Here is a 25,128-nt window from a genome sequence, read left to right as displayed (position 1 = left end):
ACCACTCACTCAGCGGCGCAGGTACAGGCCGATGACGTAAAGCGCGATGAACCAGGCAAACAGCGCACGCAAGGCAGGACGCAAGGCGGCAAAATCGGCTAAGATAGCGGTTTTCTGATTTTTAGAATTTGTCTTTAGTGAAGCAACTGATTATGAAACCTCTTCGCCAACAAAATCGTCCGGTTATCAGCTATGTTCCCCGCGTGGAGCCCGCGCCACCAGAGCATGCGGTTAAAATGGATGCGTTTCGTGACGTATGGATACTGCGCGGAAAATATGTCGCTTTTGTCTTAATGGGGGAGGCGTTTCAACGTTCGCCTGCATTTACGGTCCCGGAATCAGCGCAACGCTGGGCTAATCAGGTTCGCCAGGAAAATGAACTAAGCGATTAATGGATATAAAAAAACCGCCGGAGCATGACACTCCGGCGGTTTTTTGTTTTTTTTAGCTGACAGACTTAGCGATGCGCCAGTTCGGCGTTATCGTCGCTGTCCAGAATCGTTTTATCAGTCTGCTTGAGCCATTGGCTGGTCAGCGTACCGGCAGTCATGGAACCGCTTACGTTCAGCGCGGTACGACCCATATCGATCAGCGGCTCAACGGAGATCAGCAGCGCAACCAGCGTGACCGGCAGACCCATAGCGGGCAGGACGATCAGCGCGGCAAATGTTGCACCGCCACCCACACCCGCAACCCCTGCGGAGCTCACGGTCACGATACCAACCAGCGTGGCAATCCACATTGGGTCCAGTGGGTTGATACCGACGGTCGGTGCAACCATTACTGCCAGCATTGCCGGGTACAGGCCCGCACAACCGTTCTGACCAATCGTGGCACCAAACGAGGCGGCAAATGAGGCGATGGATTCAGGCACGCCCAGACGACGGGTCTGCGCTTCAACGTTCAGCGGAATTGAGGCTGCGCTGGAGCGGCTGGTGAAGGCGAAAGTCAGCACTGGCCATACCTTGCGGAAGTATTTCAGCGGGCTAACGCCGTTAATACCCAGCAGGATCCCGTGAACCACGAACATAATGCCCAGACCGAGATAAGAGGCCACGACGAAGCTACCCAGCTTGATGATGTCCTGCAGGTTGGAACCTGCAACCACTTTGGTCATCAGCGCCAGAACACCGTACGGCGTCAACTGCATCACCAGACGAACCAGTTTCATCACCCAGCTTTGCAGGGTATCGATAGCGACCAGAACGCGCTCGCCTTTTGGTGCATCATCTTTCAGCAGTTTCAGTGCGGCTACACCGAGGAATGCGGCGAAGATAACCACGCTGATAATCGACGTCGGGTTCGCGCCAGTCAGATCGGCAAACGGGTTTTTCGGAATAAACGACAGCACCAGTTGCGGAACGCTGAGGTCAGCCACTTTGCCAACATAGTTGGTTTCAATCGCGTTCAGACGTGCGGTTTCGGCACCACCTTGCACCAGACCTTCGGCGGTCAGGCCGAACAGGTTGGTCACCAGAACCCCTACCAGCGCGGCAATCAGCGTGGTAAACAGCAGCGTTCCGATGGTCAGGAAGCTGATTTTACCTAACTGAGAGGCGTTATGCAGACGTGCAACGGCGCTGAGAATAGACGCAAATACCAGCGGCATAACAATCATCTGCAGCAGTTGGACATAACCGTTGCCGACAATGTTGAACCACTGTACGGAATCTTTAAGAACCTGGCTGTCGGAGCCATAAATGGTGTGCAGGGCAAGGCCGAACACGACACCCATGACCAGACCGACCAGTACTTTTTTGGCCAGACTCCACTGTTTGTGACGGGCTTGCGCCAGCACGAACAGCAGCACTACGAACACGATAATGTTCGCGATTAATGGAAAGTTCATCCCCGTTCTCCTGATCTTATTATACGTATCACCGTTTAAAGGTGATTCTGTTGGCGCAAGATTAGCAGAACTGTGACTTGCCTCTTATATTCAAATGGAATTGTTTATACCGAAAATGACTTTTTGGCTGATTTATTAGTCAATCTGATGCGTTATGAAACGATTGAACTGCATTTGTAGCGTATTAATCATCTGCGAAGACCAGCGTACCGCGCTGTTCTCTTGTATGGTTTGCGGCATCCAGATTGCCCATGCGAACAGTGCCATGCACAGAAACCGCTCCAGTTGATTGCCTTTTTGCGGCACGAGGATAGGCAGACGAAAACGCCAGCGGCAGGGCCAAAGCAGGGGAACGCCTGCTGGGGTCAGCATGTCGGCCAGAATGTGACTAAGATAGCCGAGTACCATACCTTGTAAGGCATCGGCAGGTATTATCCAGGTATCCGGGACTTTCAGGTAGAACGTGGCCAGCAGGGCAAAAACCGCCAGCAGGCTATGTGTAAACCCGCGATGACCAAATGCCCGGGCAATGGGTTTTGATATCCACTTCAGACGCTGCCCCAGCAGAGATTTGGGATGATCGATATCCGGCAGCAGGCACGTTAAAATGGCTGAAGGAACAATATGCCACCAGTCACCCTGCGCAAGAACGGGCGTTAGCTCGGCATTCTTGGCAAATACCGCACAGGCAATAGAAAAAAGAAGGTGGCCTTCCGCCGTCATGATAAAACCCAATAAACTGTCGATTCATACAGTATAGGGGTTTTATACAGTAGGCGGAAGAGGTGACGTTGTAACCCTTTGTCACAAGTGCGCCTTTACCGCGCCAGCCAACCACCGTCCACGGCCAGCGTATAGCCATGAATATAGTCAGAGGCGGGACTTGCGAGGAACACGACCGGACCTTTTAGATCATCCGGCGTGCCCCATCGCCCTGCGGGAATACGATCGATAATCTCCTTATTGCGCTCGCTGTCTGCGCGCAGTTGCTGGGTGTTGTTGGTCGCCATATAGCCGGGCGCGATAGCATTGACATTAATTCCTTTGGCCGCCCATTCATTGGCGAGCAGGCGAGTGATGCCCAGAACACCGCTTTTTGATGCGGTATAGGAAGGTACACGGATACCGCCCTGAAAAGAGAGCATCGATGCAATGTTAATGATTTTTCCGCCATTGCCCTGAACCAGAAACTGACGCGCCACAGCCTGCGACAGAAAGAAAACGGATTTGAGATTCAGATTCATCACGTCATCCCAATCTTTTTCTCTGAAGTCCAGCGCATCCTGACGGCGTATAGTTCCTGCATTGTTGACCAGAATATCGACCCGGCCAAACGCCGACACCGTTTTTGTCACGATGCTGGTGAGGGCATCTTGGTGACTGAGGTCGGCCTGAATGGCCATAAAGCGTCGACCGAGGGCGTTAATTTTCTCTGAGGTTTCATGCGGTATTTTACGATTCACGCCGACTACATCGCAGCCCGCTTCAGCCAGCGCCACTGCCATACCCTGCCCGAGGCCGGTGTCACATCCAGTGACGATGGCGACTTTACCTTCGAGACGAAAAGCTTCCTGAATCATGTTTACCTCAACTATTTATGTCATTAACGCTTGCGCTATAGGGCAAGGATAGGAGAGGTTAAACAGAAATACAATTTAAAATGAAACGGCGTTTTAAAAATGCAAGGATGAAAAATGAAAAAGCGGGCAATACGATCATTGCCCGTTACAGGATTAGCCGCGCAGATGTGCGGCAGTAAGTTTGGTGAGCGAGGTTAGTTTGACATCGGCAAGCACGAAGCGAGGATCGTCCTGATTCTCATGCGCTGGTACGACGATGGAACGCATACGAGCAGCTTTCGAGGCAATCATGCCGTTCACTGAGTCTTCTAGTGCTACGCAGTTTAACGGGTCAATGCCCAGTTTTGCCGCACAATCGAGGTAAACCTGTGGGTGCGGTTTGCTGTAAGGCAGTTTTTCTGCAGAAGCCAGTGCGTCGAAGTCATCGCGCAGATCAAACATGGTCAGCACTTTTTCCAGCATATGCAGCGGAGAAGCGGATGCCAGTCCTACTTTGATTCCCTGAGATTTGCACAGTGCTACAGCTTCACGAACGCCTGGCAGCAGCGGTTTTGTCTCTTCAACCAACGCAATGGCCCGGGTAATGATGCGCTCGGTGACTTCCTGACGTGAGGGGCCGTTCCAGGGTTGCTGCGCAAACCACAAATCAACCACCATGTCGATGCGTAAGCCAAGGGTATCGGGAAGTTCATGGCGGCGGGAGATATCAACGCCTAAACTTGCTATCACATCCAGTTCAGCCTGATCCCAAAGCGGTTCAGAATCGACCAGTAACCCATCCATATCGAAAATTGCAGCAAGAATTTGACGCGGGGTTGACATTACAACCTCTCCTTTACGGTGATAAAAGGGATTAGAGCCAGCCTGGACGGACTCTGAGCGTTCATTACGGCTAATTCAGCAGTATACCGCCTTTAAAGATCAGGCGAAAACGGTAATCAACGGGTAAACTTAGGCCAAAATGACACGTCTTAATCAAGGGGAACTCATGACGTATCAACAAGCTGGACGCATTGCCATCTTGAAAAGGCTGGTGGGATGGGTGGTTTTCATTCCCGCGCTGATTTCAACGCTGGTTTCAGTACTGAAGTTTATGTACGCGCACAGCGAAAAGCAGGAAGGGATTAACGCGGTCATGCTCGATTTTGCCCATGTGATGATCGACATGATGCGGGTGAACACACCTTTTCTTAACGTGTTCTGGTATAACTCACCAACGCCTGATTTTCAAAGTGGACTGAATCTCGTTTTTTGGCTGATATTCATTCTGATTTTTATCGGCCTGGCGTTGCAGGACTCAGGCGCCAGAATGAGCCGCCAGGCGCGTTTCTTACGCGAAGGCGTTGAGGATCAGCTAATTCTGGAACAGGCAAAGGGCAGTGAAGGATTATCCCGCGAGCAACTTGAGTCGCGAATTGTGGTACCGCACCATACGATCTTCTTACAAATTTTCCCGCTTTATATTCTGCCGGTGATCGTTATCGTGATCGGCTACTTCTTCTTCTCACTGCTGGGCTTTTTGTAAGTGCCACTCTATCGGGCCTGCCACGTTGCGAAACGGCAGGCCTGATAAGCAACACGGTACGTCGTTAAGCCGCCAGTAATCTATCCAGCGCTTTCTGCGCCACAACTAAATGCTGTCCCCCGAACAGAATTGCCCGATTCAGCAGCGTATAGAGCTGGTAGATTGGCTGCCTGTCGAGAAAGTCCAGCGGCAGTGGCGAGACAGACTGGTAACCGTCATAAATTTGCGGCGGCTGATCGGTATGTAACGGCAGCATTGCCAGGTCACACTCTCTGTCCCCCCAGTAGCAGGCAGGGTCAAAGATGTACGGACCGTTAGGACCGAGGGCGCAGTTCCCGGACCACAAATCACCGTGCAGGAGAGACGGCTGCGGCTGATGAGAAGAGAGACGTTGCTGGACATGTTCGACGATAGCGTCAATATTGCCAAACGCTATGCCTTTTTCAGCGGCGAGTTCTAGCTGCCAGCCTATACGCTGCTCGGCGAAAAAGGTTGACCAGCGACGTTGCCAGGTATTTGGCTGCGGCGTGGTAGAGAGCGCGTTATCGAAGTCGAGACCAAACTGAGGCTGGTCGCTCCATTCGTGCAAATGCGCAAGCTGTTGACCGAGGATAAATGCGTTATGTGCATCAAGCGGACGGGGAGGGAGGAAATCCATCACCAGAAAGCTGTAATCTCTGTCTGCGCCTACTGCCCAGACTTTCGGTACCGATACAGTTTGACTGCGGGAAAGTAGCTCCAGCTGATCGGCTTCTGCCGTAAAGCCGGTTAACAGCTCTCTTTCATCGCATTTGACGAAAAAATCTCGCCCCGCATAGCGTAAATGCCATGCGGCGTGGATCTCTCCGCCGGGCAGTTCATTACGCAGTTCGATTTCGCCTTCACCTAATTGCTCGCTTAAAAGACGACTGATAGCCTGCCACATGATGTCTCTCCCCATGTTGTCTGCCAGATCATAAGGTTAGCGCAAGAATGCGGTTAAAAAACACGAACTGACGCACACCACGGACGCGTCATCGCTGGAAAGGCACTTAATGTTTGTCGTTCTTCTTCACCCCGTACCGTTGTGGAGACACCTGACTGCACATGATTCACTTCTTTGTAATCACGTGATTTTTTAGCATAGACGTATAACACCCATGCCGACAGTTTTACCGGAACATCCCCCTTCTGTTAAAAGGGGGACGGTGCCATTACTGCGCAAGGTATGCATATATTTTTTGCGTATCGTCCAAAGCGCACAGACGAGTACCCTGATTCAGCGTTGCTGCGCTGCCCGCGGCAACACCGTAACGGACAATATCCTCAAAAGGCGCGTTCTCTGCCAGTTTAAGCGTCATGGCCCCGACCATACTGTCGCCCGCGCCTACGGTACTTTGACTTTTCACCGGTGGCGGAACCACCTGAACGCAGGTATCGCGATCTACGCCCAGCGCCCCTTGCGGCCCAAGCGAGACCACAACGCGGTGCGCTTTCCCACTCTGTACGATTTCCTGCGCGGCCTTGCGCACATCATCGGGTTGAGTGAGTTCGCGGTTTACCAGCGCACTCAGTTCTTTGAGGTTGGGTTTGACCAGTTCGATATTGCCGATGGCTAACGCCGCCGTCAGTGCTTCGCCTGAGCTGTCGACAATACAGCGGATCCCCTGTTTTTGTGCGGTGGTAATGAGCCGGGTCAACTTCTCAAGCTGTACGCCGGGCGGCAAACTGCCGCTGATGACCAGCAGCGCACCAGACTCAATTTCCAGCACCTGATCCTGAAGTTGGTAGAACTCGTCATCGGTCAGCGCAGCGCCTGGCATGACAAAACGATATTGTTCACCGCTGGACTCCACGTGGACATGAAGATTTTGTCGGGTCCAGTCTTTGGCTTCGACGGTAGATACGGGAACATTTTCGTCGGTGAGCAATGCAACAAGATGCTCTCCGGTTGCACCCCCCGCGGGGAAAATCGCCGTTGCGGTTCCGCCAAGATGGGCAATTGCGCGAGCGACGTTGATACCGCCGCCGCCGGGTTCAAAAACCGGCGAGGTACAACGAAGCTTACCTTCCGGGTAAATTTGCGGGGTGATTGTTGCGCTATCGAGAGAGGGCGCAAGTGTTAACGTATAGATACGTACCATCTTTACCTCCTGTTAGGCTGAACTCAGTCTGGCACTTAACCTCCCGAAAGTGAAGTAATTAACAACATGATTTTTCATATCTTTATTTAAAATTATCGTCATAAAGATATATAAATAAAATAAAGGTTTAGGAACGCTCTTATTCAAAAAATGAAATAAGAATTTATTGCTATGTTATTCGAGTCTTTTTATAATTTGTTACCTTTCAGGGGTCTTTTGTCATTGATCCATATGAAAGTTTCCGAGACCGTAATGGTCTCTTTTTTTGTTGTACGGACTCTTAATAAATGAAGCTTTTGAAGACAGTGCCCGCAGCACTACTGCTGACGGGAGGCCTGCTTGCGTCAATGCATGCTGTAGCCGATGATTCCGTTTTTACTGTCATGGATGACCCTTCCAGCGCGAAAAAACCCTTTGAAGGTAACCTGAACGCGGGATATCTCGCCCAGTCAGGCAACACAAAAAGTTCTTCTTTAACCGCAGATACCACCATGACCTGGTACGGCCAAACGACGGCATGGTCTCTGTGGGGAAATGCCAGCAATACCTCCTCAAATGATGAGCGTTCATCGGAGAAATATGCCGTAGGTGGCCGTAGTCGTTACAACATGACCGACTATGACTATCTCTTTGGACAGGCAAGCTGGTTGACCGACCGCTACAACGGCTACCGCGAGCGTGACGTGCTGACCGCGGGTTATGGTCGCCAGTTCCTCAACGGACCTGTGCACAGCTTCCGTTTCGAATTCGGTCCTGGCGTGCGCTATGACGAGCACACGGATGGCACCACCGAAACGCAGCCGTTGGGCTATGCGTCCGGGGCCTATGCATGGCAGATGACGGACAACACCAAGTTTACTCAGGGTGTGTCGGTATTCGGCGCTGACGATACCACACTCAACTCTGAAACAGCCCTCAACGTTGCCATCAACGAACACTTTGGGTTAAAGGTGGCTTACAACGTGACCTGGAACTCTGAACCGCCGGCAACAGCGCCGGAGCATACCGATCGTCGTACTACTGTTTCACTCGGCTACCGGATGTAATGACAAATCGGGTCAAATAATTGGCCCGGTTTTTATCTATTAAAGTTAAGGTTATTTAATATTTAATTTGCGTTTTATTTTTTACCTGGCCATAACACGCTATTTTCAGACAAATTCGATTAATCGATAAATAAACGAAACCGGAACAGTGGGTGAGCGTCATTTAGCCCCAGATCATCGCAGCCCAGCGCAGCATCAACATGGCCGCACAAATAACGAGCAGAATCACAACCATCTTCCAGTGTTTCTTCGCAAAGCGATTTGTGGGCATTGTTTTTTTTCCTGCTCAGGTTAGATGACTTTGTGCAAGTGTAACAAAGACGGTTGGGTGTCAGTGAATTGATTTACATCATAGAGCGCACGTTGATTGTTGCTTTGATCGACCCGTAATGCCGTGTACACTGTCAAACGGTGTTATCAAAAAGCGGGTGTAGGTCCAGTGTGGTCTTTAAGGCGACCAGTGACATATTTCGCAGAGTGAAGCGGGAATCAGCCCACACCTTTTTGATAATTTTAAATATTGAATCTTTGTATGTGATCTTACGTGTGGGTCACCACTGCAAATAAGGATATAACATGCCTGTTATTACTCTTCCTGATGGCAGCCAACGCCATTACGACCACGCTGTAAGCCCCATGGATGTTGCGCTGGACATCGGTCCAGGTCTGGCGAAAGCCACTATTGCTGGCCGTGTTGACGGTGAGCTCGTAGATGCTTCCGATCTGATTGAGCATGATGCGAAGCTCTCCATCATTACCGCGAAGGATGAAGAAGGTCTGGAGATCATTCGTCACTCCTGTGCGCACTTGTTAGGGCACGCGATCAAACAACTCTGGCCGCACACCAAAATGGCGATCGGACCGGTTGTTGATAACGGTTTTTACTACGATATCGATCTTGACCGTACGTTAACCCAGGAAGATGTCGACGCGCTCGAGAAGCGGATGCACGAGCTCGCTGAGAAAAACTACGATGTCATTAAGAAGAAAGTCAGCTGGTACGAAGCGCGTGAAACCTTCGTGAAGCGTGGCGAGACCTATAAAGTCTCCATTCTTGATGAAAACATTGCCCATGATGACAAGCCTGGCTTGTACCATCATGAAGAATATGTCGATATGTGCCGTGGCCCGCACGTGCCGAACATGCGTTTCTGCCATCATTTCAAACTGATGAAGACTGCAGGGGCATACTGGCGTGGCGACAGCAATAACAAGATGCTGCAGCGTATTTATGGTACTGCATGGGCAGATAAAAAAGCCCTGAATGCCTACCTGCAACGTCTGGAAGAAGCGGCCAAACGCGATCACCGTAAAATCGGTAAACAGCTTGACCTGTATCATATGCAGGAAGAAGCACCGGGTATGGTGTTCTGGCACAACGATGGCTGGACTATCTTCCGTGAACTGGAAGTATTCGTTCGCTCAAAACTGAAAGAATACCAGTATCAGGAAGTGAAAGGTCCGTTCATGATGGACCGTGTGCTGTGGGAAAAAACAGGTCACTGGGACAACTACAAAGATGCAATGTTCACCACCTCTTCTGAGAACCGTGAATACTGCATTAAGCCAATGAACTGCCCAGGCCACGTGCAGATCTTTAATCAGGGTCTGAAATCCTATCGCGATCTGCCGCTGCGTATGGCTGAGTTTGGTAGCTGCCACCGTAATGAACCGTCAGGTGCGCTGCATGGCCTGATGCGTGTTCGTGGCTTCACTCAAGATGATGCACATATCTTCTGTACTGAAGAGCAGATTCGTGATGAAGTTAACGCGTGCATTCGTATGGTCTACGATATGTACAGCACCTTTGGCTTCGAGAAAATCGTCGTCAAACTGTCCACTCGCCCCGAAAAACGTATCGGTAGCGATGAAATGTGGGACCGTGCTGAAGCTGACCTGGCCGTTGCGCTGGAAGAAAACAACATCCCGTTTGAGTTCCAACTGGGTGAGGGCGCGTTCTACGGTCCGAAAATTGAATTTACCCTGTATGACTGCCTCGATCGTGCATGGCAGTGCGGTACTGTACAGCTGGACTTCTCCCTGCCGTCCCGTTTAAGCGCCTCTTACGTTGGCGAAAACAACGAGCGTCAGGTTCCGGTTATGATTCACCGTGCAATTCTTGGGTCGATGGAACGTTTCATCGGTATCCTGACCGAAGAGTTCGCTGGCTTCTTCCCGACCTGGCTCGCGCCGGTTCAGGTTGTGGTCATGAACATCACCGATTCTCAGTCTGAATACGTTAACGAATTAACGCAGAAACTACAAAATGCGGGTATTCGTGTAAAAGCAGACTTGAGAAATGAGAAGATTGGCTTTAAAATCCGCGAGCACACTTTACGTCGTGTCCCTTACATGTTGGTCTGTGGCGACAAAGAGGTAGAAGCAGGCAAAGTTGCCGTGCGCACCCGTCGTGGCAAAGACTTGGGCAGCCTGGACGTAAATGAAGTGATTGAGAAGCTGCAACAAGAGATTCGCAGCCGCAGTCTTCAACAACTGGAGGAATAAGGTATTAAAGGCGGAAAACGAGTTCAAACGGCACGTCCGAATCGTATCAATGGCGAGATTCGCGCCCTGGAAGTTCGCTTAACAGGTCTGGAAGGCGAAGCTTTGGGTATTGTGAGTCTGAGAGAAGCGATCGAAAAAGCTGAAGAAGCTGGAGTAGATTTAGTTGAAATCAGCCCTAACGCCGAACCGCCAGTTTGTCGTATTATGGACTACGGCAAGTTCCTTTATGAAAAGAGTAAGTCTTCTAAGGAACAGAAGAAAAAGCAAAAAGTTATCCAGGTTAAGGAAATTAAATTCCGTCCTGGCACCGACGATGGCGATTACCAGGTAAAACTCCGCAGCCTGGTACGCTTTCTGGAAGATGGCGATAAGGCTAAGATCACGCTGCGTTTTCGCGGTCGTGAGATGGCCCACCAACAGATCGGTATGGAAGTGCTCAACCGCGTCCGTGACGATCTGAGTGAACTGGCAGTAGTCGAATCCTTCCCTACGAAGATCGAAGGCCGCCAGATGATCATGGTGCTCGCTCCTAAGAAGAAACAGTAAGGCCTTCAAGTAGCAATGTCTGTGGAGCCTACGGGTTCCGCAGCCGTTGTTCGCCTACGTTTCGTTTATTAACAATGCGAAGTGGAAGTTATTAAAATGCCAAAAATTAAGACCGTACGCGGTGCTGCTAAGCGTTTCAAAAAAACCGGTGGTGGTGGATTTAAGCGTAAGCACGCAAACCTGCGTCATATTCTGACCAAAAAATCTACTAAGCGTAAACGTCACCTGCGTCCAAAAGGCCTCGTGTCTAAAGGCGATCTGGGTCTGGTTATCGCGTGCCTGCCGTACGCATAAGCCGTTAACGTTTAATTCATTTTTTTACTAAGAATATAGATACAGGAGAGCACATATGGCTCGCGTAAAACGTGGTGTAGTTGCCCGTGCACGTCACAAGAAAATTTTGAAACAAGCTAAAGGCTACTACGGTGCGCGTTCTCGCGTATACCGCGTTGCCTTCCAGGCTGTTATCAAAGCTGGTCAGTACGCTTATCGTGACCGTCGTCAGAAAAAGCGTCAGTTCCGTCAACTGTGGATTGCGCGTATCAACGCAGCAGCACGTCAGAACGGTATTTCTTACAGCAAATTCATCAACGGCCTGAAAAAAGCCTCTGTTGAAATCGACCGTAAGATCCTGGCTGACATCGCAGTATTCGACAAAGTAGCGTTCACCGCTCTGGTCGAAAAAGCGAAAGCAGCTCTGGCATAAGCCGGTGAAAAGAGGGAGCCTGGCTCCCTCTCTTTTATTTGTAGAGCAATCAATTAGTTGACAATTTATCCGTAAGCCTTTTCAATAAAGGTTGTCCGGTTTTTACCACACAAGGTAACGCAAGCATGAATGCTGCTATTTTCCGCTTCTTCTTTTACTTTAGCACCTGAACTCAGGAGGCTTGCGCGTGAAAGAAGAAACGGAAAACAGCGCCTAAAAGCCTCCCTGGTGGAGGCTTTTTTTATACGCGTCATCCTTCAAGTTGTCTCTATATTGGCTGCATTCGCTCTTTGGCCGCGTTGATACAACTTGAATGATTTTGCGTATATACGAGCGACTAGTGAATATCGCAACATAACGAGGAAAACCATGTCACATCTCGCAGAGCTGGTTGCCAGTGCAACGGCCGCCATTAACCAGGCTTCAGATGTTGCCGCGTTAGACAATGTCCGCGTCGAATATTTGGGCAAGAAAGGGCACTTGACCCTTCAGATGACAACCCTGCGCGAACTGCCGCCAGAAGAGCGCCCGGCAGCAGGTGCGGTGATTAACGAAGCTAAAGAGCAGGTACAGCAAGCGCTGAACGCACGTAAGGCCGAATTAGAAAGCGCTGCACTGAATGCTCGTCTGGCTGAAGAAACGATCGATATCTCCCTTCCTGGGCGTCGTATCGAAAACGGCGGTCTGCATCCTGTAACGCGTACAATCGACAGGATTGAAAGTTTCTTCGGTGAGCTGGGCTTTACCGTAGCGACCGGTCCGGAAATCGAAGATGACTATCATAACTTCGATGCGCTCAACATTCCTGGCCATCACCCGGCGCGTGCTGACCACGACACTTTCTGGTTTGACGCGACGCGTCTGCTGCGCACGCAGACTTCCGGCGTGCAGATCCGCACCATGAAAGAAAAACAGCCGCCGATCCGTATTATCGCCCCGGGCCGCGTATATCGTAACGATTACGATCAGACTCACACCCCAATGTTCCACCAGATGGAAGGGCTGATTGTTGATACCAACATCAACTTCACCAACCTGAAAGGCACGCTGCACGATTTCCTGCGCAACTTCTTTGAAGAAGACCTGCAGGTTCGTTTCCGTCCTTCCTACTTCCCGTTCACTGAACCATCTGCGGAAGTTGACGTGATGGGCAAAAACGGCAAATGGCTGGAAGTGCTGGGCTGCGGGATGGTTCACCCGAACGTGTTGCGTAATGTTGGCATCGATCCGGAAATCTATTCCGGCTTTGCATTCGGTATGGGTATGGAGCGTCTGACCATGCTGCGTTACGGCGTTACCGATCTGCGTTCTTTCTTCGAAAACGATCTGCGTTTCCTCAAACAGTTTAAATAAAGGCAGGATAAAACAATGAAATTCAGTGAACTGTGGTTACGCGAATGGGTAAATCCGGCGATTGATAGCGATGCGCTGTCAAACCAAATCACGATGGCGGGTCTGGAAGTTGACGGTGTGGAACCTGTTTCCGGCGCGTTTAACGGCGTTGTGGTAGGTGAAGTGGTTGAATGCGGCCAACACCCTAACGCTGACAAACTGCGTGTCACCAAAGTGAATGTAGGCGGCGACCGCCTGCTGGATATCGTCTGCGGTGCGCCAAACTGCCGTCAGGGGTTGAAAGTGGCTGTGGCAACCGTTGGTGCCGTTCTGCCGGGCGATTTCAAAATTAAAGCCGCGAAACTGCGCGGTGAACCATCTGAAGGCATGCTGTGTTCGTTCTCCGAGCTGGGTATTTCCGACGATCATAACGGGATTATCGAACTGCCTGCCGATGCGCCAATTGGCACCGATATCCGTGAATACCTGAAGCTTGACGACAACACCATCGAAATCAGCGTCACGCCGAACCGCGCCGACTGCTTAGGCATCATCGGTGTAGCGCGTGACGTTGCCGTACTGAACAAAGCCCCGCTGGTTGAGCCGGAAATCGCGCCAGTAGCTGCGACCATTAGCGACGTCCTGCCGATTCAGGTCGAAGCCGTGGAAGCCTGCCCACGCTATCTGGGCCGCGTGGTGAAAGGCATCAATGTTAAAGCGCCGACCCCGCTGTGGATGAAAGAAAAACTGCGCCGTTGCGGTATTCGTTCTATCGATGCCGTGGTCGACGTGACTAACTATGTGCTGCTCGAACTGGGCCAGCCGATGCACGCGTTCGACAAGGACCGCATTGAAGGCGGAATAGTTGTCCGTATGGCAAAAGAGGGTGAGACCCTGGTATTGCTGGACAACAGCGAAGCGAAGCTGAATGCGGATACGCTGGTGATTGCGGACCATAACAAAGCGCTGGCGATGGGCGGCATCTTTGGTGGTGAACATTCCGGCGTGAATGATGAAACGCAAAACGTCCTGCTGGAATGTGCATTCTTCAGCCCGCTGTCTATTACCGGTCGCGCGCGTCGTCACGGTCTGCACACCGATGCATCTCACCGCTATGAGCGTGGTGTCGATCCGGCTCTGCAGCATAAGGCCATGGAACGTGCAACGCGCCTGCTGATTGATATCTGCGGCGGTGAAGCGGGCCCAGTCATTGACGTGACGAACGAAGCCACGCTGCCAAAACGCGCAACCATTACGCTTCGTCGTAGCAAACTGGATCGTCTGATCGGACACCATATTGCCGATGAGCAGGTGAGCGACATTCTGCGTCGTCTGGGTTGTGACGTGACGGAAGGGCAGGATGAGTGGAAAGCGGTCGCGCCGAGCTGGCGTTTCGATATGGAAATCGAAGAAGACCTGGTCGAAGAAGTCGCCCGCGTATACGGTTATGACAATATCCCGAACACGCCGATCCAGGCGGGTCTTATCATGGGTACGCATCGTGAAGCGGATTTGTCGCTGAAACGTGTAAAAACCATGCTGAATGACAAAGGCTATCAGGAAGTCATTACCTATAGCTTCGTCGACCCGAAAGTCCAGTCGCTGCTGCACCCGGGTGAAGAAGCGCTGCTGCTGCCAAGCCCAATCTCTATTGATATGTCGGCAATGCGTTTGTCCCTGTGGACCGGCTTGCTGTCTACGGTAGTGTATAACCAGAATCGTCAGCAGAACCGCGTACGTATTTTCGAAACGGGTTTACGTTTCGTGCCAGATACGCAGGCCAACCTCGGGATCCGTCAGGATCTGATGCTGGCTGGCGTGATCTGCGGTAACCGTCATGATGAGCACTGGAATCTGGCAAAAGAGACCGTTGATTTCTATGATCTGAAAGGCGATCTGGAAGCAGTTCTCGACCTGACCGGAAAACTGGGGGACATTCAGTTCAAAGCTGAAGCGAATCCAGCACTGCATCCGGGTCAGTCTGCGGCGATTTATCTGAAAGGTGAACGTATTGGTTTCATTGGGGTTGTTCATCCTGAACTGGAACGTAAACTGGATCTGAACGGTCGCACTTTGGTGTTTGAACTGGAGTGGAATAAGCTCGCAGACCGCGTGGTGCCTCAGGCGCGTGAAGTTTCTCGCTTCCCAGCGAACCGTCGCGATATCGCAGTCGTTGTGGCAGAAAACGTTCCCGCTGCGGATATTTTATCCGAGTGTAAGAAAGTTGGCGTAAATCAGGTAGTTGGCGTAAACTTATTTGACGTGTACCGCGGTAAGGGTGTTGCGGAGGGCTATAAGAGCCTCGCTATCAGCCTGATCCTTCAGGATACCAGCCGTACACTTGAAGAAGAGGAGATTGCCGCTACCGTCGCCAAATGTGTAGAGGCATTAAAAGAGCGATTCCAGGCATCATTGAGGGATTGAACCTATGGCGCTTACAAAAGCTGAAATGTCAGAATATCTGTTTGATAAGCTTGGGCTTAGCAAGCGGGATGCCAAAGAACTGGTCGAGCTGTTTTTCGAAGAGATCCGTCGTGCTCTGGAAAATGGTGAGCAGGTAAAACTCTCTGGTTTTGGTAACTTCGATCTGCGTGATAAGAATCAACGTCCGGGCCGTAACCCGAAAACGGGCGAAGATATTCCCATTACAGCACGGCGCGTGGTGACCTTCAGACCCGGACAGAAGTTAAAAAGCCGGGTTGAAAACGCAACGCCCAAAGAAGAGTGATTTAACGATACGCAGAGTATGACGCGTATAACTAAAAAGGCCGCTATGCGGCCTTTTTCCTTTTCACTACCGAATCAGCACCGTAGAATCACCTCCATCTCTTTTCAGCAGAATGGAAAACATGCTGACTTTCGCCCATCAACAGCAGCGTCGAAACGTACGCTGGATACTGTCACTGTCAGTACTTATGCTACTGGCAACGATTCTAAGCTTGTGCGCAGGAGAACAATGGATCGCTCCCGGCGACTGGTTCAGCGCCCGCGGCGATCTGTTCGTCTGGCAAATTCGACTTCCCCGTACTCTTGCCGTTTTGCTGGTAGGCGCTGCATTGGCCTTATCTGGCGCAGTGATGCAAGCTCTGTTTGAAAACCCGCTCGCAGAGCCTGGATTACTGGGCGTATCTAACGGCGCGGGAGTCGGGCTTATCGCGGCGGTGCTGCTGGGGCAGGGGCAACTCCCCGGCTGGGCGTTGGGCCTTTGCGCCATTGCCGGGGCGCTGATTATCACGCTTATTTTGCTACGTTTCGCCCGTCGACATCTGTCTACCAGCCGTCTGCTGCTGGCGGGGGTGGCGCTGGGGATAATCTGTAGCGCGCTGATGACATGGGCTATCTACTTCTCTACCTCGTTTGACTTACGACAGCTGATGTACTGGATGATGGGGGGCTTCGGTGGCGTAGACTGGCATCAGGCTTGGTTCATGGTGGCGTTGATTCCGGTACTGGTGTGGATCTGCTGTCAGTCGCAGCCGATGAATATGCTGGCGTTAGGAGAGACTTCTGCGCGTCAGCTGGGACTGCCATTATGGTTCTGGCGCAACCTGCTGGTGGTTGCCACAGGCTGGATGGTTGGCGTGAGCGTGGCTCTGGCAGGGGCGATTGGTTTTATTGGGCTTGTGATCCCGCATATTTTGCGACTGTGCGGCCTCACCGATCACCGTGTTTTACTGCCAGGTTGTGCGTTGGCTGGCGCAATCGCATTATTGTTTGCTGATGTTGTCGCGCGTTTGGTGCTGGCCTCGGCTGAGTTACCTATCGGCGTGGTAACGGCCACTATGGGTGCGCCGGTATTTATCTGGCTATTGTTAAAAGCCGCGCGCTAGAACGCGTTGGTTCGGTCTATGATTAAAAACTGAAAATCCACCTGTTGTTCTGGAGATGCTATGCAAAACACTATCCTCGATACAGAAGTGACGACCATCGACGGCGAGGTTACCTCACTGCAGCCGTATTCCGGGAATGTGCTGTTAATCGTCAACGTTGCTTCAAAATGTGGGCTGACGCCGCAGTACGAGCAACTGGAGAATCTGCAGAAAGCCTGGCACCAACAGGGCTTCAGCGTTCTTGGTTTCCCTTGCAATCAGTTTCTGGGCCAGGAGCCGGGCAGCGAAGAGGAAATAAAAACGTACTGCAGTACCACATGGGGCGTAACTTTCCCGATGTTCAGCAAAATTGACGTCAACGGCGAGGGACGCCACCCGCTGTATCAGAAGCTGATTGATGCCGCGCCAACGGCCGTTGCGCCTGCGGACAGTGGGTTCTACGAGCGAATGGCGAGCAAAGGCCGTGCGCCGCTCTACCCGGACGATATCCTGTGGAATTTCGAGAAGTTTTTAGTGGGTCGCGATGGAAAAGTGCTGCAACGATTCTCACCGGATATGACGCCTGAGGATCCCATCCTGGTGCAAACCATCAAGCAGGCGCTGGCAAACTAATGTCTCGATTGATGCAGCTACAGGACGTCGCGGAATCGACCCGTCTCGGCCCGCTTTCTGGTGAGATAAAAGCAGGAGAGATCTTGCATTTAGTGGGACCAAACGGTGCCGGAAAAAGTACGCTGTTGGCGCGTATGGCGGGTCTGACAAACGGAGAGGGCAGTATCACTTTTGGTGATATGCCGTTGGAGGAATGGCCGGCCGCCAGGCTGGCGCAATATCGCGCCTATCTTGCGCAACAGCAAAATCCGCCGTTTGCCATGCCGGTCTGGCATTTTCTGACGCTGCATCAACCCGACAAAGCACGCACCGATCTGTTACAGGAGATCGCCGATGCGCTCGGCCTGGGAGATAAACTGGGGCGCGGTGTGAACCAACTTTCCGGCGGTGAGTGGCAGCGTGTGCGCCTGGCTGCGGTTATCCTGCAGATTTGCCCACAAGCGAATCCATTAGGTCAGCTTTTACTGCTGGATGAGCCGATGAACAGTCTGGATGTCGCGCAACAAAACGCACTGGACCGCTTGTTGAGTCAGCTGTGTTTGCAGGGCATAGCGATTGTGATGAGTAGCCACGACCTTAATCACACCTTACGCCATGCGCATAAAGCCTGGCTACTCAAACGCGGGAAACTGCTTGCCAGTGGTTCACGAGATGCGGTACTGACACCGGCCAATCTGTCTGCGGCCTATGGCGTCAACTTCCGACGTTTGGATATTGAAGGGCACAGAATGCTCATATCAACCACTTAAGTGAAATGGGTTCTTGAAAATCATATAATTTCCACGCTAAATTGGCATAAAAATAAAATTCAGAGGATTCGTACTGAATGCGCTTTTGGCTCCTTTTCATCACAGCATTGTTTTTGGCGGGCTGCAGCAGCCATCGTGCGCCTGCGCCAAATGCCCGCTTGTCGGATTCTATTGCCGTTATCGCCGGTCTTAATGATCAGCTCCAAACCTGGCATGGCACACCCTATCGTTATGGCGGTATGAGTCGTAGTGGGGTGGATTGTTCTGGATTTGTTTTGATGACGATGCGCGATAAATTCGACCTGCAACTTCCGCGCGATACGCGTACGCAATCAAAGATTGGTACCGAAATTGATAAAGATGATTTGCTGCCAGGCGATCTGGTTTTCTTTAAAACCGGGTCTGGGGAAAGCGGTCTGCATGTTGGTATTTACGATACCAATAATCAGTTTATTCATGCTTCAACCAGCCGTGGCGTGATGCGCTCGTCTCTGGATAACGTTTACTGGCGTAAAAACTTTTGGCAGGCACGACGTATTTAATCCCCCGTAACTCCGAGGCTGCCATCGAGTGCGCAGCCTTAACATCACCATTTGAAAGTTAACTTTTATTTCTGCTTTTGGTTAGACAATACCCCTGAACATTAAGAGCGTATCTTGCTAAAAATATGATTTATTCCGAGATATTAAAAAGTGCAAAGCTGGATATTCGCTTATAATCAGGATAAGCTAAAAAAAAGGATTCGATTTACCGGCTAAAAAGGGAAAAATGAAAGGGCCTCTACTTGCATCAGCAGTAACGTATTTCTCCATCCTTTGCTACAGGATGCCGGATAACACCCATGCAGCGGGGCTGGCACGATGATTGTTTCACTGGATAATCTTTACCATTCTGAGTTCTCTTTTCTTCCTGCGAGAAGCGAAAAAGGCGATCTTGAATTCGTCGATATCATCACCAGTTTCGCCAGTGCGCATGGGGATGTGCGTATACCCACCGAGCTGGTCCTACCTCGGATGTCAGACGACGAACAATGTCGTTTATTTGTAGAAAAACTAGAATTAATCGAAACGTGCCAACATTTTTTTATTCAGCGAAAAGTATCCGCCTGGATTAATTTAACGCCAGCAGTTGCTAATACTTTATTATCAGATACTGAACTTGCTTCACAAGTTGAACGATTTTCATTTCTGGAGCTGACTATTAATGAAAGCTATCCGGAGTTAAACAAAGGTAAAGATAATCCAATATTGGCCGCACTTGCTGCGCGATTTCCATTAGTCCTGACAAACTATGGTTCTGGCGGTATATCAACCCGGGCAATTTTTGACGGCCTGTTCAAACGCGTCGTGCTGGATAAAAACTTTGTTCAACAAAGGATTGCACATATTTCGTTTGAACCGTTTATGCGGGCTATTCTGGCGCAACTATCGCCCAGCTGTGAGTCAATAATCATTAGCGGAATTGATACACAAGAGATGCTGGAGCGCGTCTTGCCTGTGGGATTCAGTGCCATGCAGGGAGGATTGTGGCCTGCGGTGCCTCCTGCGCAGATAATTTCGCTCGCTAAGATATAACCCTTTTATTTGCTGGTGTTTAACAGCCTATTAACAGTCTACACTAGAGGCAGGAGGCCCTATGACCCTGTCTTTTACCACTCGCTGGCGTGATGAACTACCAGCAACCTATACCGCGCTTTCACCCACCCCTCTGAAAAACGCGCGCCTTATCTGCCATAACGATGCGCTGGCGGAGCAATTAGCAATTCCTGCGGCGCTATTTGATATTCCGACTGGTGCAGGCGTTTGGGGCGGCGAATCGTTGCTTCCCGGGATGTCGCCTTTAGCCCAGGTTTATAGTGGGCATCAGTTCGGCGTCTGGGCTGGTCAGCTTGGTGACGGACGAGGGATCCTGCTGGGCGAACAACAGCTCGCGGATGGTTCAACGTTTGACTGGCACCTGAAAGGCGCCGGACTCACGCCGTATTCCCGCATGGGTGATGGGCGTGCCGTGTTGCGCTCGACCATTCGTGAAAGCCTGGCCAGTGAAGCGATGTACTACCTGGGAATACCGACCACGCGGGCATTGTCGATTGTCACCAGTGACACGCCGGTTTATCGCGAAACGGTCGAAGCAGGGGCGATGCTCATTCGCGTGGCGCAAAGCCATATGCGGTTTGGCCACTTTGAGCATTTTTACTATCGCCGAGAGCCGGAAAAAGTGCGTGAGTTGGCTGACTTTGCGATTCGCCATTACTGGCCGCAATGGCAGGAAGAAGCCGATAAGTATCTGCTGTGGTTTAACGATGTTGTCACGCGTACTGCGACGTTAATCGCTGACTGGCAGGCGGTAGGATTTGCGCATGGTGTTATGAACACGGACAACATGTCGATTCTGGGTCTGACGATGGATTACGGTCCATTCGGTTTTCTTGATGATTACGTGCCCGATTATATCTGCAACCACTCTGACAACCAGGGGCGATACAGTTTCGATAACCAACCGGCCGCCGCGTTGTGGAACCTGCAACGTCTGGCGCAAACCCTGTCGCCATTTATCCCGGTCGAGGCGCTCAATGATGCGCTGGACAGTTACCAGCTGGCGCTGTTAACTCGCTATGGTCAGCGGATGCGGCAAAAGCTCGGCTTCTTTAGCGAGCAGAAAGATGATAACGAACTGCTTAGCGAACTGTTTAGCCTGATGGCGCGAGAAAGAAGCGACTATACGCGAACGTTTCGCATGCTCAGCGAAACGGAGCAGCACAGTGCGCAATCTCCGTTGCGCGATGAGTTTATCGACCGCGCAGCATTTGACGACTGGTTCACGCGGTATCGCTCGCGCCTTCAGCAAGACAATATTGCCGATGCAGTCAGACAAACACAGATGAAGGCGGCAAATCCGGCGATGGTATTACGTAACTGGCTGGCACAACGGGCGATTAGCCAGGCAGAGCAGGGGGATTACGCCGAACTGCACCGGTTGCACCAGGCGTTGCGTACCCCGTTTGCCGATCGCGATGATGACTATGCCAGCCGTCCACCTGACTGGGGCAAACGGCTGGAAGTGAGTTGTTCAAGCTAAGGGGCCAGAAATACCTGCGGGGAGGCGTTGGCTGGATGCTGGCCAACGTGTACCTGAGCACCGTACCAGCGCTTCAGATCATCGGCCTGTAACACAGTTTCCGGTGTTCCCTGCGACACCAGCCTGCCGTTGTGCAGCAGCACTATTCTGTCTGCCCACAGTGCGGCGAGGTTCAGATCGTGAAGCACAATGCACACATGCAGCTCACCCGAAGCGGTTAGCGTTTTTAGCATGCGCAACAGATGCTGCTGGTGGTAAAGATCCAGCGCGGAGGTCGGTTCATCAAGGAATAACCAACCGCGAGGCGCACCGTCGCACCAGAGTTGCGCCAGCGCACGGGCTAACTGCACTCGCTGTTGCTCGCCGCCGGAAATCGCGGCGTATTGCCGGCCTGCCAGAGGCGTACATCCGGTCATCTCCATTACCTGTGCAATAAGCTTAGGTTCCGGTCGTTGGGTCCAGGGCGCGCGACCCATCGCGATGACGGCCTCTACCGGCCAGTCAAATCCCAGTTGCGTTTGCTGACGCATTACCGCCCGGTGTCGCGACAGCATTTGGGTAGGCCACTCCTCCAGCGGTTTGCCCGCCAGCACGCAGCGCCCGGTAGCCGGTTTCAGAAAACCGGTCAGCAAGCGTAGCAGAGTGGATTTCCCCGCACCGTTTGGGCCGATGAGCGCCACCAGTTCACCTTTTGTAAGGGCGAGTGATACATTGTCAATTACCGCTCTGCCAGCTACGTGATAGTGAAGCCCTTCAGCGATGAAATGTTCAGCCATGCGGTCCTCGCTGACGAAAAATAAGCCATAAAAACCACGGTGCGCCGAGAAGACTGGTCAACAGACCGACCGGCATCTCCGCAGGCGCAACCGCCGTACGGGCCAGTGTGTCGGCAATCAGCAATAAAAACGCGCCCGCCAGCACGGAACCCGGAATAACGGCCCGATGGTCTGAGCCGAGCCACATACGTATTAAATGTGGGATGACCAACCCGATAAAGCCAATCACGCCGCTTACCGCCACGGCTGAGGCAACCAGTAGTGCGCTACAAAGCAGCAAAATACGCTGGATTGTACGCACATCAACGCCGAGATAATGCGCCTCTTCCTCACCCAGCTGCAGAAGATTCAGCGCCGGAGCAAGTCGCCAGATGATCAGCACTGTCGGGATTGTCAGTGAAGTGACAGCCAACAGTGTGGACCACTGCGCGGCCCCCAGACTTCCCATTCCCCATAGCGACAGCTGGCGCAGTTGCGCATCATTACTGACCCACGACAAAACGCCAACCGCCGCCCCACAGAGCGCGTTAATGGCAATGCCGACCAGCAGCAGGCGTGAGAGTGAACCGTCGCGCTGTTGGCTAAGGATAAAAATCACTACGGTTGCCGCCAGCGCGCCGAAAAAAGCGGCCAGCATTGGAGCATACAACATCAGCAGCGCGGGCAAGGAGACAGGCAGCACCACCCACAGGGCCACAGCGCAGGCGGCACCACTGCTTATTCCCAGTAATCCAGGGTCTGCAAGTGGATTGCGAAACAGCCCCTGCATCACGCAGCCAGCGAGCGCCAGAGAGCCGCCAATCACCAGCGCCAGCAGGACGCGGGGCAGACGAATCGTGAGCCAGATTTGACGCAGTGCCTCATCGCCATCACGCCAGAGCAGACTTACCGGCAGGCGCAACGCGCCAAAACCGGTAGCCAGAACCGTCATTACAACCAGCATCAATGCCAACATCCACAACGAACAGGTGATCCGCCGGGACATCAGGGCAATTGCTCCGCTTTAGCACGAAGCTGCAAAATTGCCTGTGGTGTGCGAACGCTGAAGCCCAACAGCGCCATATCGTCAACCTGCAATACCTGTTTATTCCTGCCGGCAGGTGTTTGCGCAAGTCCTGGTAGCGTCCACAGATTATCTTCGCCACCCATCGCCTTAACACCTTCTTGTGAAATCACCACCAAATCGGGTTGGCTGGCAATGACACCTTCTTGTGACAGCGGTTGATAGCGATTAACGCCCTGCATCGCGTTGCGTAGACCTGCGGCACGAATCGCTGCATCGGCTCCGGTTTGCTGGCCCGCAGCCATCGCGGTCATCCCGCCATGATTGAGAATAAACAGCACACGTTTATTAAGTTCAGACGACGGGAGCGTCGCCAGTTCCTGGCGTAACGTTGCGTGCAGCGTTTCGCCGTTGGCCTCCCGATGGGTAGCCTCGGCGATAACCCGAACTTTTTCATCAATCACGTTAAGATCGTTGCTTGCCGGGATCGTGACAACCCTGACATTGCTCTGCTCGATCTGTTTTAACACCAGAGAGGGCTGCGCCTGCGCGCTGGCAAGGACCAGCGTAGGGCGTGTGGCAAGGATCCCTTCGGCGTTGAGCTGGCGCAAATAACCAACATCAGGTAACGCGGTTGCCGCAACAGGCCACTGGCTGGTGCTGTCTCTCGCCACAAGGGAGGGTTGTGCTCCCAGTGCGTATACGATCTCGGTGACATCGCCACCGAGGGCAACAACTCGCTCCTCAGGCGCAGCAAGTGCGGCGAAGGGCAGAAGCGCGATCAGGGCCAGCAGTTTTTTCATGCGGCCAGTCCTTTCGGCGTTAGCGCGTCAATCTGTGTGCGCCATTGCGTCTGTTCCGGCTCGCCTTCCGTACGTTGACCATACAGTTGTGCGATTTGCGTACCGTCGGCAGCAAACAGTTCCAGACTGGTGACGTGACCATCGGCGGTCGGTTTGCGCGTCACCCACGTTTCGGCCACGCTCTCTTCCAGCAGATGCAGGGTAAAGGTTGGGTTGAAGATGTTAAGCCAGCCTTTCATCGGTACCAGTTTTTCAATCACGCCGGTAAAAATCTGTACGCAGCCGCGATTACCCACAAAAACCATAATTTCGTTGCCATCCTGACGCGCGGTATCGAGTAACTGCGCCAGTGCACTATTAGAAACCTTACAGGCCAGATCGTCGCCCACCAGATTAAATGCCTGTTGGCGGGTGAGTTCATGGCGTTTCAGCAGACCGAAGAACTGGTGGACATCGGTCATCGCTCGCCACTCTTGATCAACGGTCTGTGCATCGACCGTGACGGCGGCAGGCGCAGAATTGTTGGCGGGTTGCAGCACCAGCGGCGGATTTTCTGCAAAGATGAAACGGGTCAGCAACGCCGCCCATTCCTCAACGAGGGTATTTTGCGTGGTATAGACCTTCAGCAGCGCGTCTCCCTGATGGTCGAAGAACTGAATGCTCTGACGCTCACCATGGGCGGTTGTTTCGCTGATATGAAAGGTGCTGGCCCATTGATTCAGGAACAGACGCAGATCGAGGGCGCGCGGATTGAGAACCAGCCCAGCATGGCCGTTGAGGTGCTGATTGGTAAAAGCACCCACCTGCTCATGTACTGCGTATTCATTGCGGCAAATACATTTGGTTTCGCCCACTGTTTCCAGTGCGCTGAGAATTTCACGCACTTCGCCACGTAAGCGCCAGGCGTCGTGACCGACACGTGCAAAGGTCAGTTCGGCTTCGCTAATATTCATCAACCCCGCAATATCACGTGCGTATTTGCCAGGATTTTCTTTCTTCAGTTCCAGCCAGCGTGTGTAATGATTCATTGTCTCTTCCTTCCAGATTGCGGCCCCGGCGAACCGG

General features: G+C 52.2%; 28 protein-coding genes and 1 other annotated feature. Of the genes, 17 read left to right on the top strand and 11 right to left on the bottom strand.

Features of this window, described 5'->3' with window-relative positions; translation table 11 throughout:
• The first annotated feature begins 128 nt into the window (after positions 1-128).
• Positions 129-392 (top strand): cell division activator CedA, encoded by a 264-nt coding sequence (cedA, locus tag OGY06_RS04865; protein WP_072025560.1) that lies wholly within the window; start codon positions 129-131, stop codon positions 390-392.
• A gap of 65 nt (positions 393-457) precedes the next feature.
• Here the strand turns inward: cedA and tcyP are convergent, their stop codons facing one another.
• The 4 genes from tcyP to hxpB form a co-directional block, all read right to left on the bottom strand.
• On the bottom strand, positions 458-1,849 hold the full coding sequence (tcyP, locus tag OGY06_RS04860; RefSeq protein WP_003832558.1) for a cystine/sulfocysteine:cation symporter: 1,392 nt from the start codon (positions 1,847-1,849) through the stop codon (positions 458-460).
• A 135-nt stretch (positions 1,850-1,984) separates the two neighbouring features.
• A complete protein-coding gene (locus OGY06_RS04855; RefSeq protein WP_122973937.1) occupies positions 1,985-2,584 on the bottom strand; it encodes a metal-dependent hydrolase in 600 nt (199 codons plus the stop codon).
• 83 nt (positions 2,585-2,667) lie between these two features.
• Positions 2,668-3,429, bottom strand: coding sequence for a 2-dehydro-3-deoxy-D-gluconate 5-dehydrogenase KduD (gene kduD / locus OGY06_RS04850; protein WP_286604851.1), 762 nt, complete (start codon positions 3,427-3,429; stop codon positions 2,668-2,670).
• 153 nt (positions 3,430-3,582) lie between these two features.
• Positions 3,583-4,251, bottom strand: a complete 669-nt coding sequence (gene hxpB / locus OGY06_RS04845; protein WP_126956105.1) for a hexitol phosphatase HxpB — start codon at positions 4,249-4,251, stop codon at positions 3,583-3,585.
• 166 nt (positions 4,252-4,417) lie between these two features.
• On the opposite strand from hxpB, the gene OGY06_RS04840 reads away from it, so the two are divergent.
• A complete protein-coding gene (locus OGY06_RS04840; RefSeq protein ID WP_008784573.1) occupies positions 4,418-4,954 on the top strand; it encodes a YniB family protein in 537 nt (178 codons plus the stop codon).
• A gap of 64 nt (positions 4,955-5,018) precedes the next feature.
• On the opposite strand, the gene OGY06_RS04835 is transcribed toward OGY06_RS04840, so the two are convergent.
• Together OGY06_RS04835 and pfkB are read right to left on the bottom strand one after the other, a co-directional pair.
• A complete protein-coding gene (locus OGY06_RS04835) occupies positions 5,019-5,879 on the bottom strand; it encodes a fructosamine kinase family protein (protein ID WP_003030598.1) in 861 nt (286 codons plus the stop codon).
• A 268-nt stretch (positions 5,880-6,147) separates the two neighbouring features.
• Complete coding sequence (gene pfkB, locus OGY06_RS04830; RefSeq protein WP_286604849.1) at positions 6,148-7,077, bottom strand: 6-phosphofructokinase II; 930 nt, start codon at positions 7,075-7,077, stop codon at positions 6,148-6,150.
• Between the two features lie 287 nt (positions 7,078-7,364).
• On the opposite strand from pfkB, the gene OGY06_RS04825 reads away from it, so the two are divergent.
• Complete coding sequence (locus OGY06_RS04825) at positions 7,365-8,123, top strand: DUF481 domain-containing protein (RefSeq protein WP_003832568.1); 759 nt, start codon at positions 7,365-7,367, stop codon at positions 8,121-8,123.
• A 163-nt stretch (positions 8,124-8,286) separates the two neighbouring features.
• Here the strand turns inward: OGY06_RS04825 and yniD are convergent, their stop codons facing one another.
• Positions 8,287-8,394 (bottom strand): small membrane protein YniD, encoded by a 108-nt coding sequence (gene yniD, locus OGY06_RS04820; RefSeq protein ID WP_003030590.1) that lies wholly within the window; start codon positions 8,392-8,394, stop codon positions 8,287-8,289.
• A 305-nt stretch (positions 8,395-8,699) separates the two neighbouring features.
• On the opposite strand from yniD, the gene thrS reads away from it, so the two are divergent.
• From thrS to selO, 14 genes are all read left to right on the top strand, one after another.
• Complete coding sequence (gene thrS, locus OGY06_RS04815) at positions 8,700-10,628, top strand: threonine--tRNA ligase (protein ID WP_003832572.1); 1,929 nt, start codon at positions 8,700-8,702, stop codon at positions 10,626-10,628.
• A gap of 3 nt (positions 10,629-10,631) precedes the next feature.
• On the top strand, positions 10,632-11,174 hold the full coding sequence (gene infC, locus OGY06_RS04810; protein WP_048997935.1) for a translation initiation factor IF-3: 543 nt from the start codon (positions 10,632-10,634) through the stop codon (positions 11,172-11,174).
• Positions 11,175-11,270: 96 nt separating this feature from the next.
• A complete protein-coding gene (gene rpmI / locus OGY06_RS04805) occupies positions 11,271-11,468 on the top strand; it encodes a 50S ribosomal protein L35 (RefSeq protein WP_003030583.1) in 198 nt (65 codons plus the stop codon).
• 55 nt (positions 11,469-11,523) lie between these two features.
• The gene (rplT, locus tag OGY06_RS04800) at positions 11,524-11,880 is read left to right on the top strand and encodes a 50S ribosomal protein L20 (RefSeq protein WP_003030578.1); all 357 of its coding nucleotides are present in this window, start codon (positions 11,524-11,526) and stop codon (positions 11,878-11,880) included.
• A 120-nt stretch (positions 11,881-12,000) separates the two neighbouring features.
• Positions 12,001-12,125, top strand: a sequence feature (Phe leader region).
• On the top strand, positions 12,006-12,050 hold the full coding sequence (gene pheM, locus OGY06_RS04795; protein ID WP_001386830.1) for a pheST operon leader peptide PheM: 45 nt from the start codon (positions 12,006-12,008) through the stop codon (positions 12,048-12,050). Its footprint overlaps the feature before it by 45 nt.
• A 124-nt stretch (positions 12,126-12,249) precedes the next feature.
• Positions 12,250-13,233, top strand: coding sequence for a phenylalanine--tRNA ligase subunit alpha (pheS, locus tag OGY06_RS04790; protein ID WP_003832580.1), 984 nt, complete (start codon positions 12,250-12,252; stop codon positions 13,231-13,233).
• 15 nt (positions 13,234-13,248) lie between these two features.
• A complete protein-coding gene (pheT, locus tag OGY06_RS04785) occupies positions 13,249-15,636 on the top strand; it encodes a phenylalanine--tRNA ligase subunit beta (RefSeq protein WP_286604847.1) in 2,388 nt (795 codons plus the stop codon).
• Positions 15,637-15,640: 4 nt separating this feature from the next.
• A complete protein-coding gene (ihfA, locus tag OGY06_RS04780) occupies positions 15,641-15,940 on the top strand; it encodes an integration host factor subunit alpha (RefSeq protein WP_003030571.1) in 300 nt (99 codons plus the stop codon).
• 121 nt (positions 15,941-16,061) lie between these two features.
• Complete coding sequence (gene btuC, locus OGY06_RS04775) at positions 16,062-17,042, top strand: vitamin B12 ABC transporter permease BtuC (protein ID WP_286604845.1); 981 nt, start codon at positions 16,062-16,064, stop codon at positions 17,040-17,042.
• 60 nt (positions 17,043-17,102) lie between these two features.
• Positions 17,103-17,654, top strand: coding sequence for a glutathione peroxidase (locus OGY06_RS04770; protein ID WP_003832585.1), 552 nt, complete (start codon positions 17,103-17,105; stop codon positions 17,652-17,654).
• Entirely contained in the window at positions 17,654-18,403 is a 750-nt protein-coding gene (btuD, locus tag OGY06_RS04765) for a vitamin B12 ABC transporter ATP-binding protein BtuD (protein WP_008784579.1), read from the top strand. Before OGY06_RS04770 ends, btuD begins: the two co-directional genes overlap by 1 nt.
• Positions 18,404-18,480: 77 nt before the next feature.
• On the top strand, positions 18,481-18,945 hold the full coding sequence (locus OGY06_RS04760; protein WP_003832591.1) for an NlpC/P60 family protein: 465 nt from the start codon (positions 18,481-18,483) through the stop codon (positions 18,943-18,945).
• Positions 18,946-19,263: 318 nt separating this feature from the next.
• Positions 19,264-19,977, top strand: a complete 714-nt coding sequence (locus OGY06_RS04755) for an EAL domain-containing protein (protein WP_063941497.1) — start codon at positions 19,264-19,266, stop codon at positions 19,975-19,977.
• Between the two features lie 61 nt (positions 19,978-20,038).
• Positions 20,039-21,481, top strand: coding sequence for a protein adenylyltransferase SelO (selO, locus tag OGY06_RS04750; RefSeq protein WP_286604843.1), 1,443 nt, complete (start codon positions 20,039-20,041; stop codon positions 21,479-21,481).
• Here selO and OGY06_RS04745 read toward each other — a convergent pair.
• Genes OGY06_RS04745 through chuS form a run of 4 tightly spaced genes read right to left on the bottom strand, consistent with a single transcriptional unit; the run spans position 21,478 to position 25,091 of the window.
• Positions 21,478-22,257: a heme ABC transporter ATP-binding protein gene (locus OGY06_RS04745; RefSeq protein WP_286604841.1), complete on the bottom strand. Its 780-nt coding sequence runs from the start codon at positions 22,255-22,257 to the stop codon at positions 21,478-21,480. The two genes, selO and OGY06_RS04745, sit on opposite strands and share 4 nt — an antisense overlap.
• Complete coding sequence (locus OGY06_RS04740) at positions 22,250-23,242, bottom strand: FecCD family ABC transporter permease (RefSeq protein ID WP_003832595.1); 993 nt, start codon at positions 23,240-23,242, stop codon at positions 22,250-22,252. Before OGY06_RS04740 ends, OGY06_RS04745 begins: the two co-directional genes overlap by 8 nt.
• On the bottom strand, positions 23,242-24,063 hold the full coding sequence (locus OGY06_RS04735) for a heme/hemin ABC transporter substrate-binding protein (protein ID WP_286604839.1): 822 nt from the start codon (positions 24,061-24,063) through the stop codon (positions 23,242-23,244). The genes OGY06_RS04740 and OGY06_RS04735 overlap by 1 nt, the downstream gene beginning before the upstream one ends.
• Entirely contained in the window at positions 24,060-25,091 is a 1,032-nt protein-coding gene (chuS, locus tag OGY06_RS04730; RefSeq protein ID WP_003832597.1) for a hematinate-forming heme oxygenase ChuS, read from the bottom strand. Before chuS ends, OGY06_RS04735 begins: the two co-directional genes overlap by 4 nt.
• Positions 25,092-25,128: the final 37 nt, after the last annotated feature.

It is taken from the genome of Citrobacter sp. Cpo147, assembly GCF_030332405.1.
GTDB classification, from domain to species: domain Bacteria; phylum Pseudomonadota; class Gammaproteobacteria; order Enterobacterales; family Enterobacteriaceae; genus Citrobacter; species Citrobacter portucalensis.
This window is presented reverse-complemented; position numbering and strand designations above follow the sequence as displayed.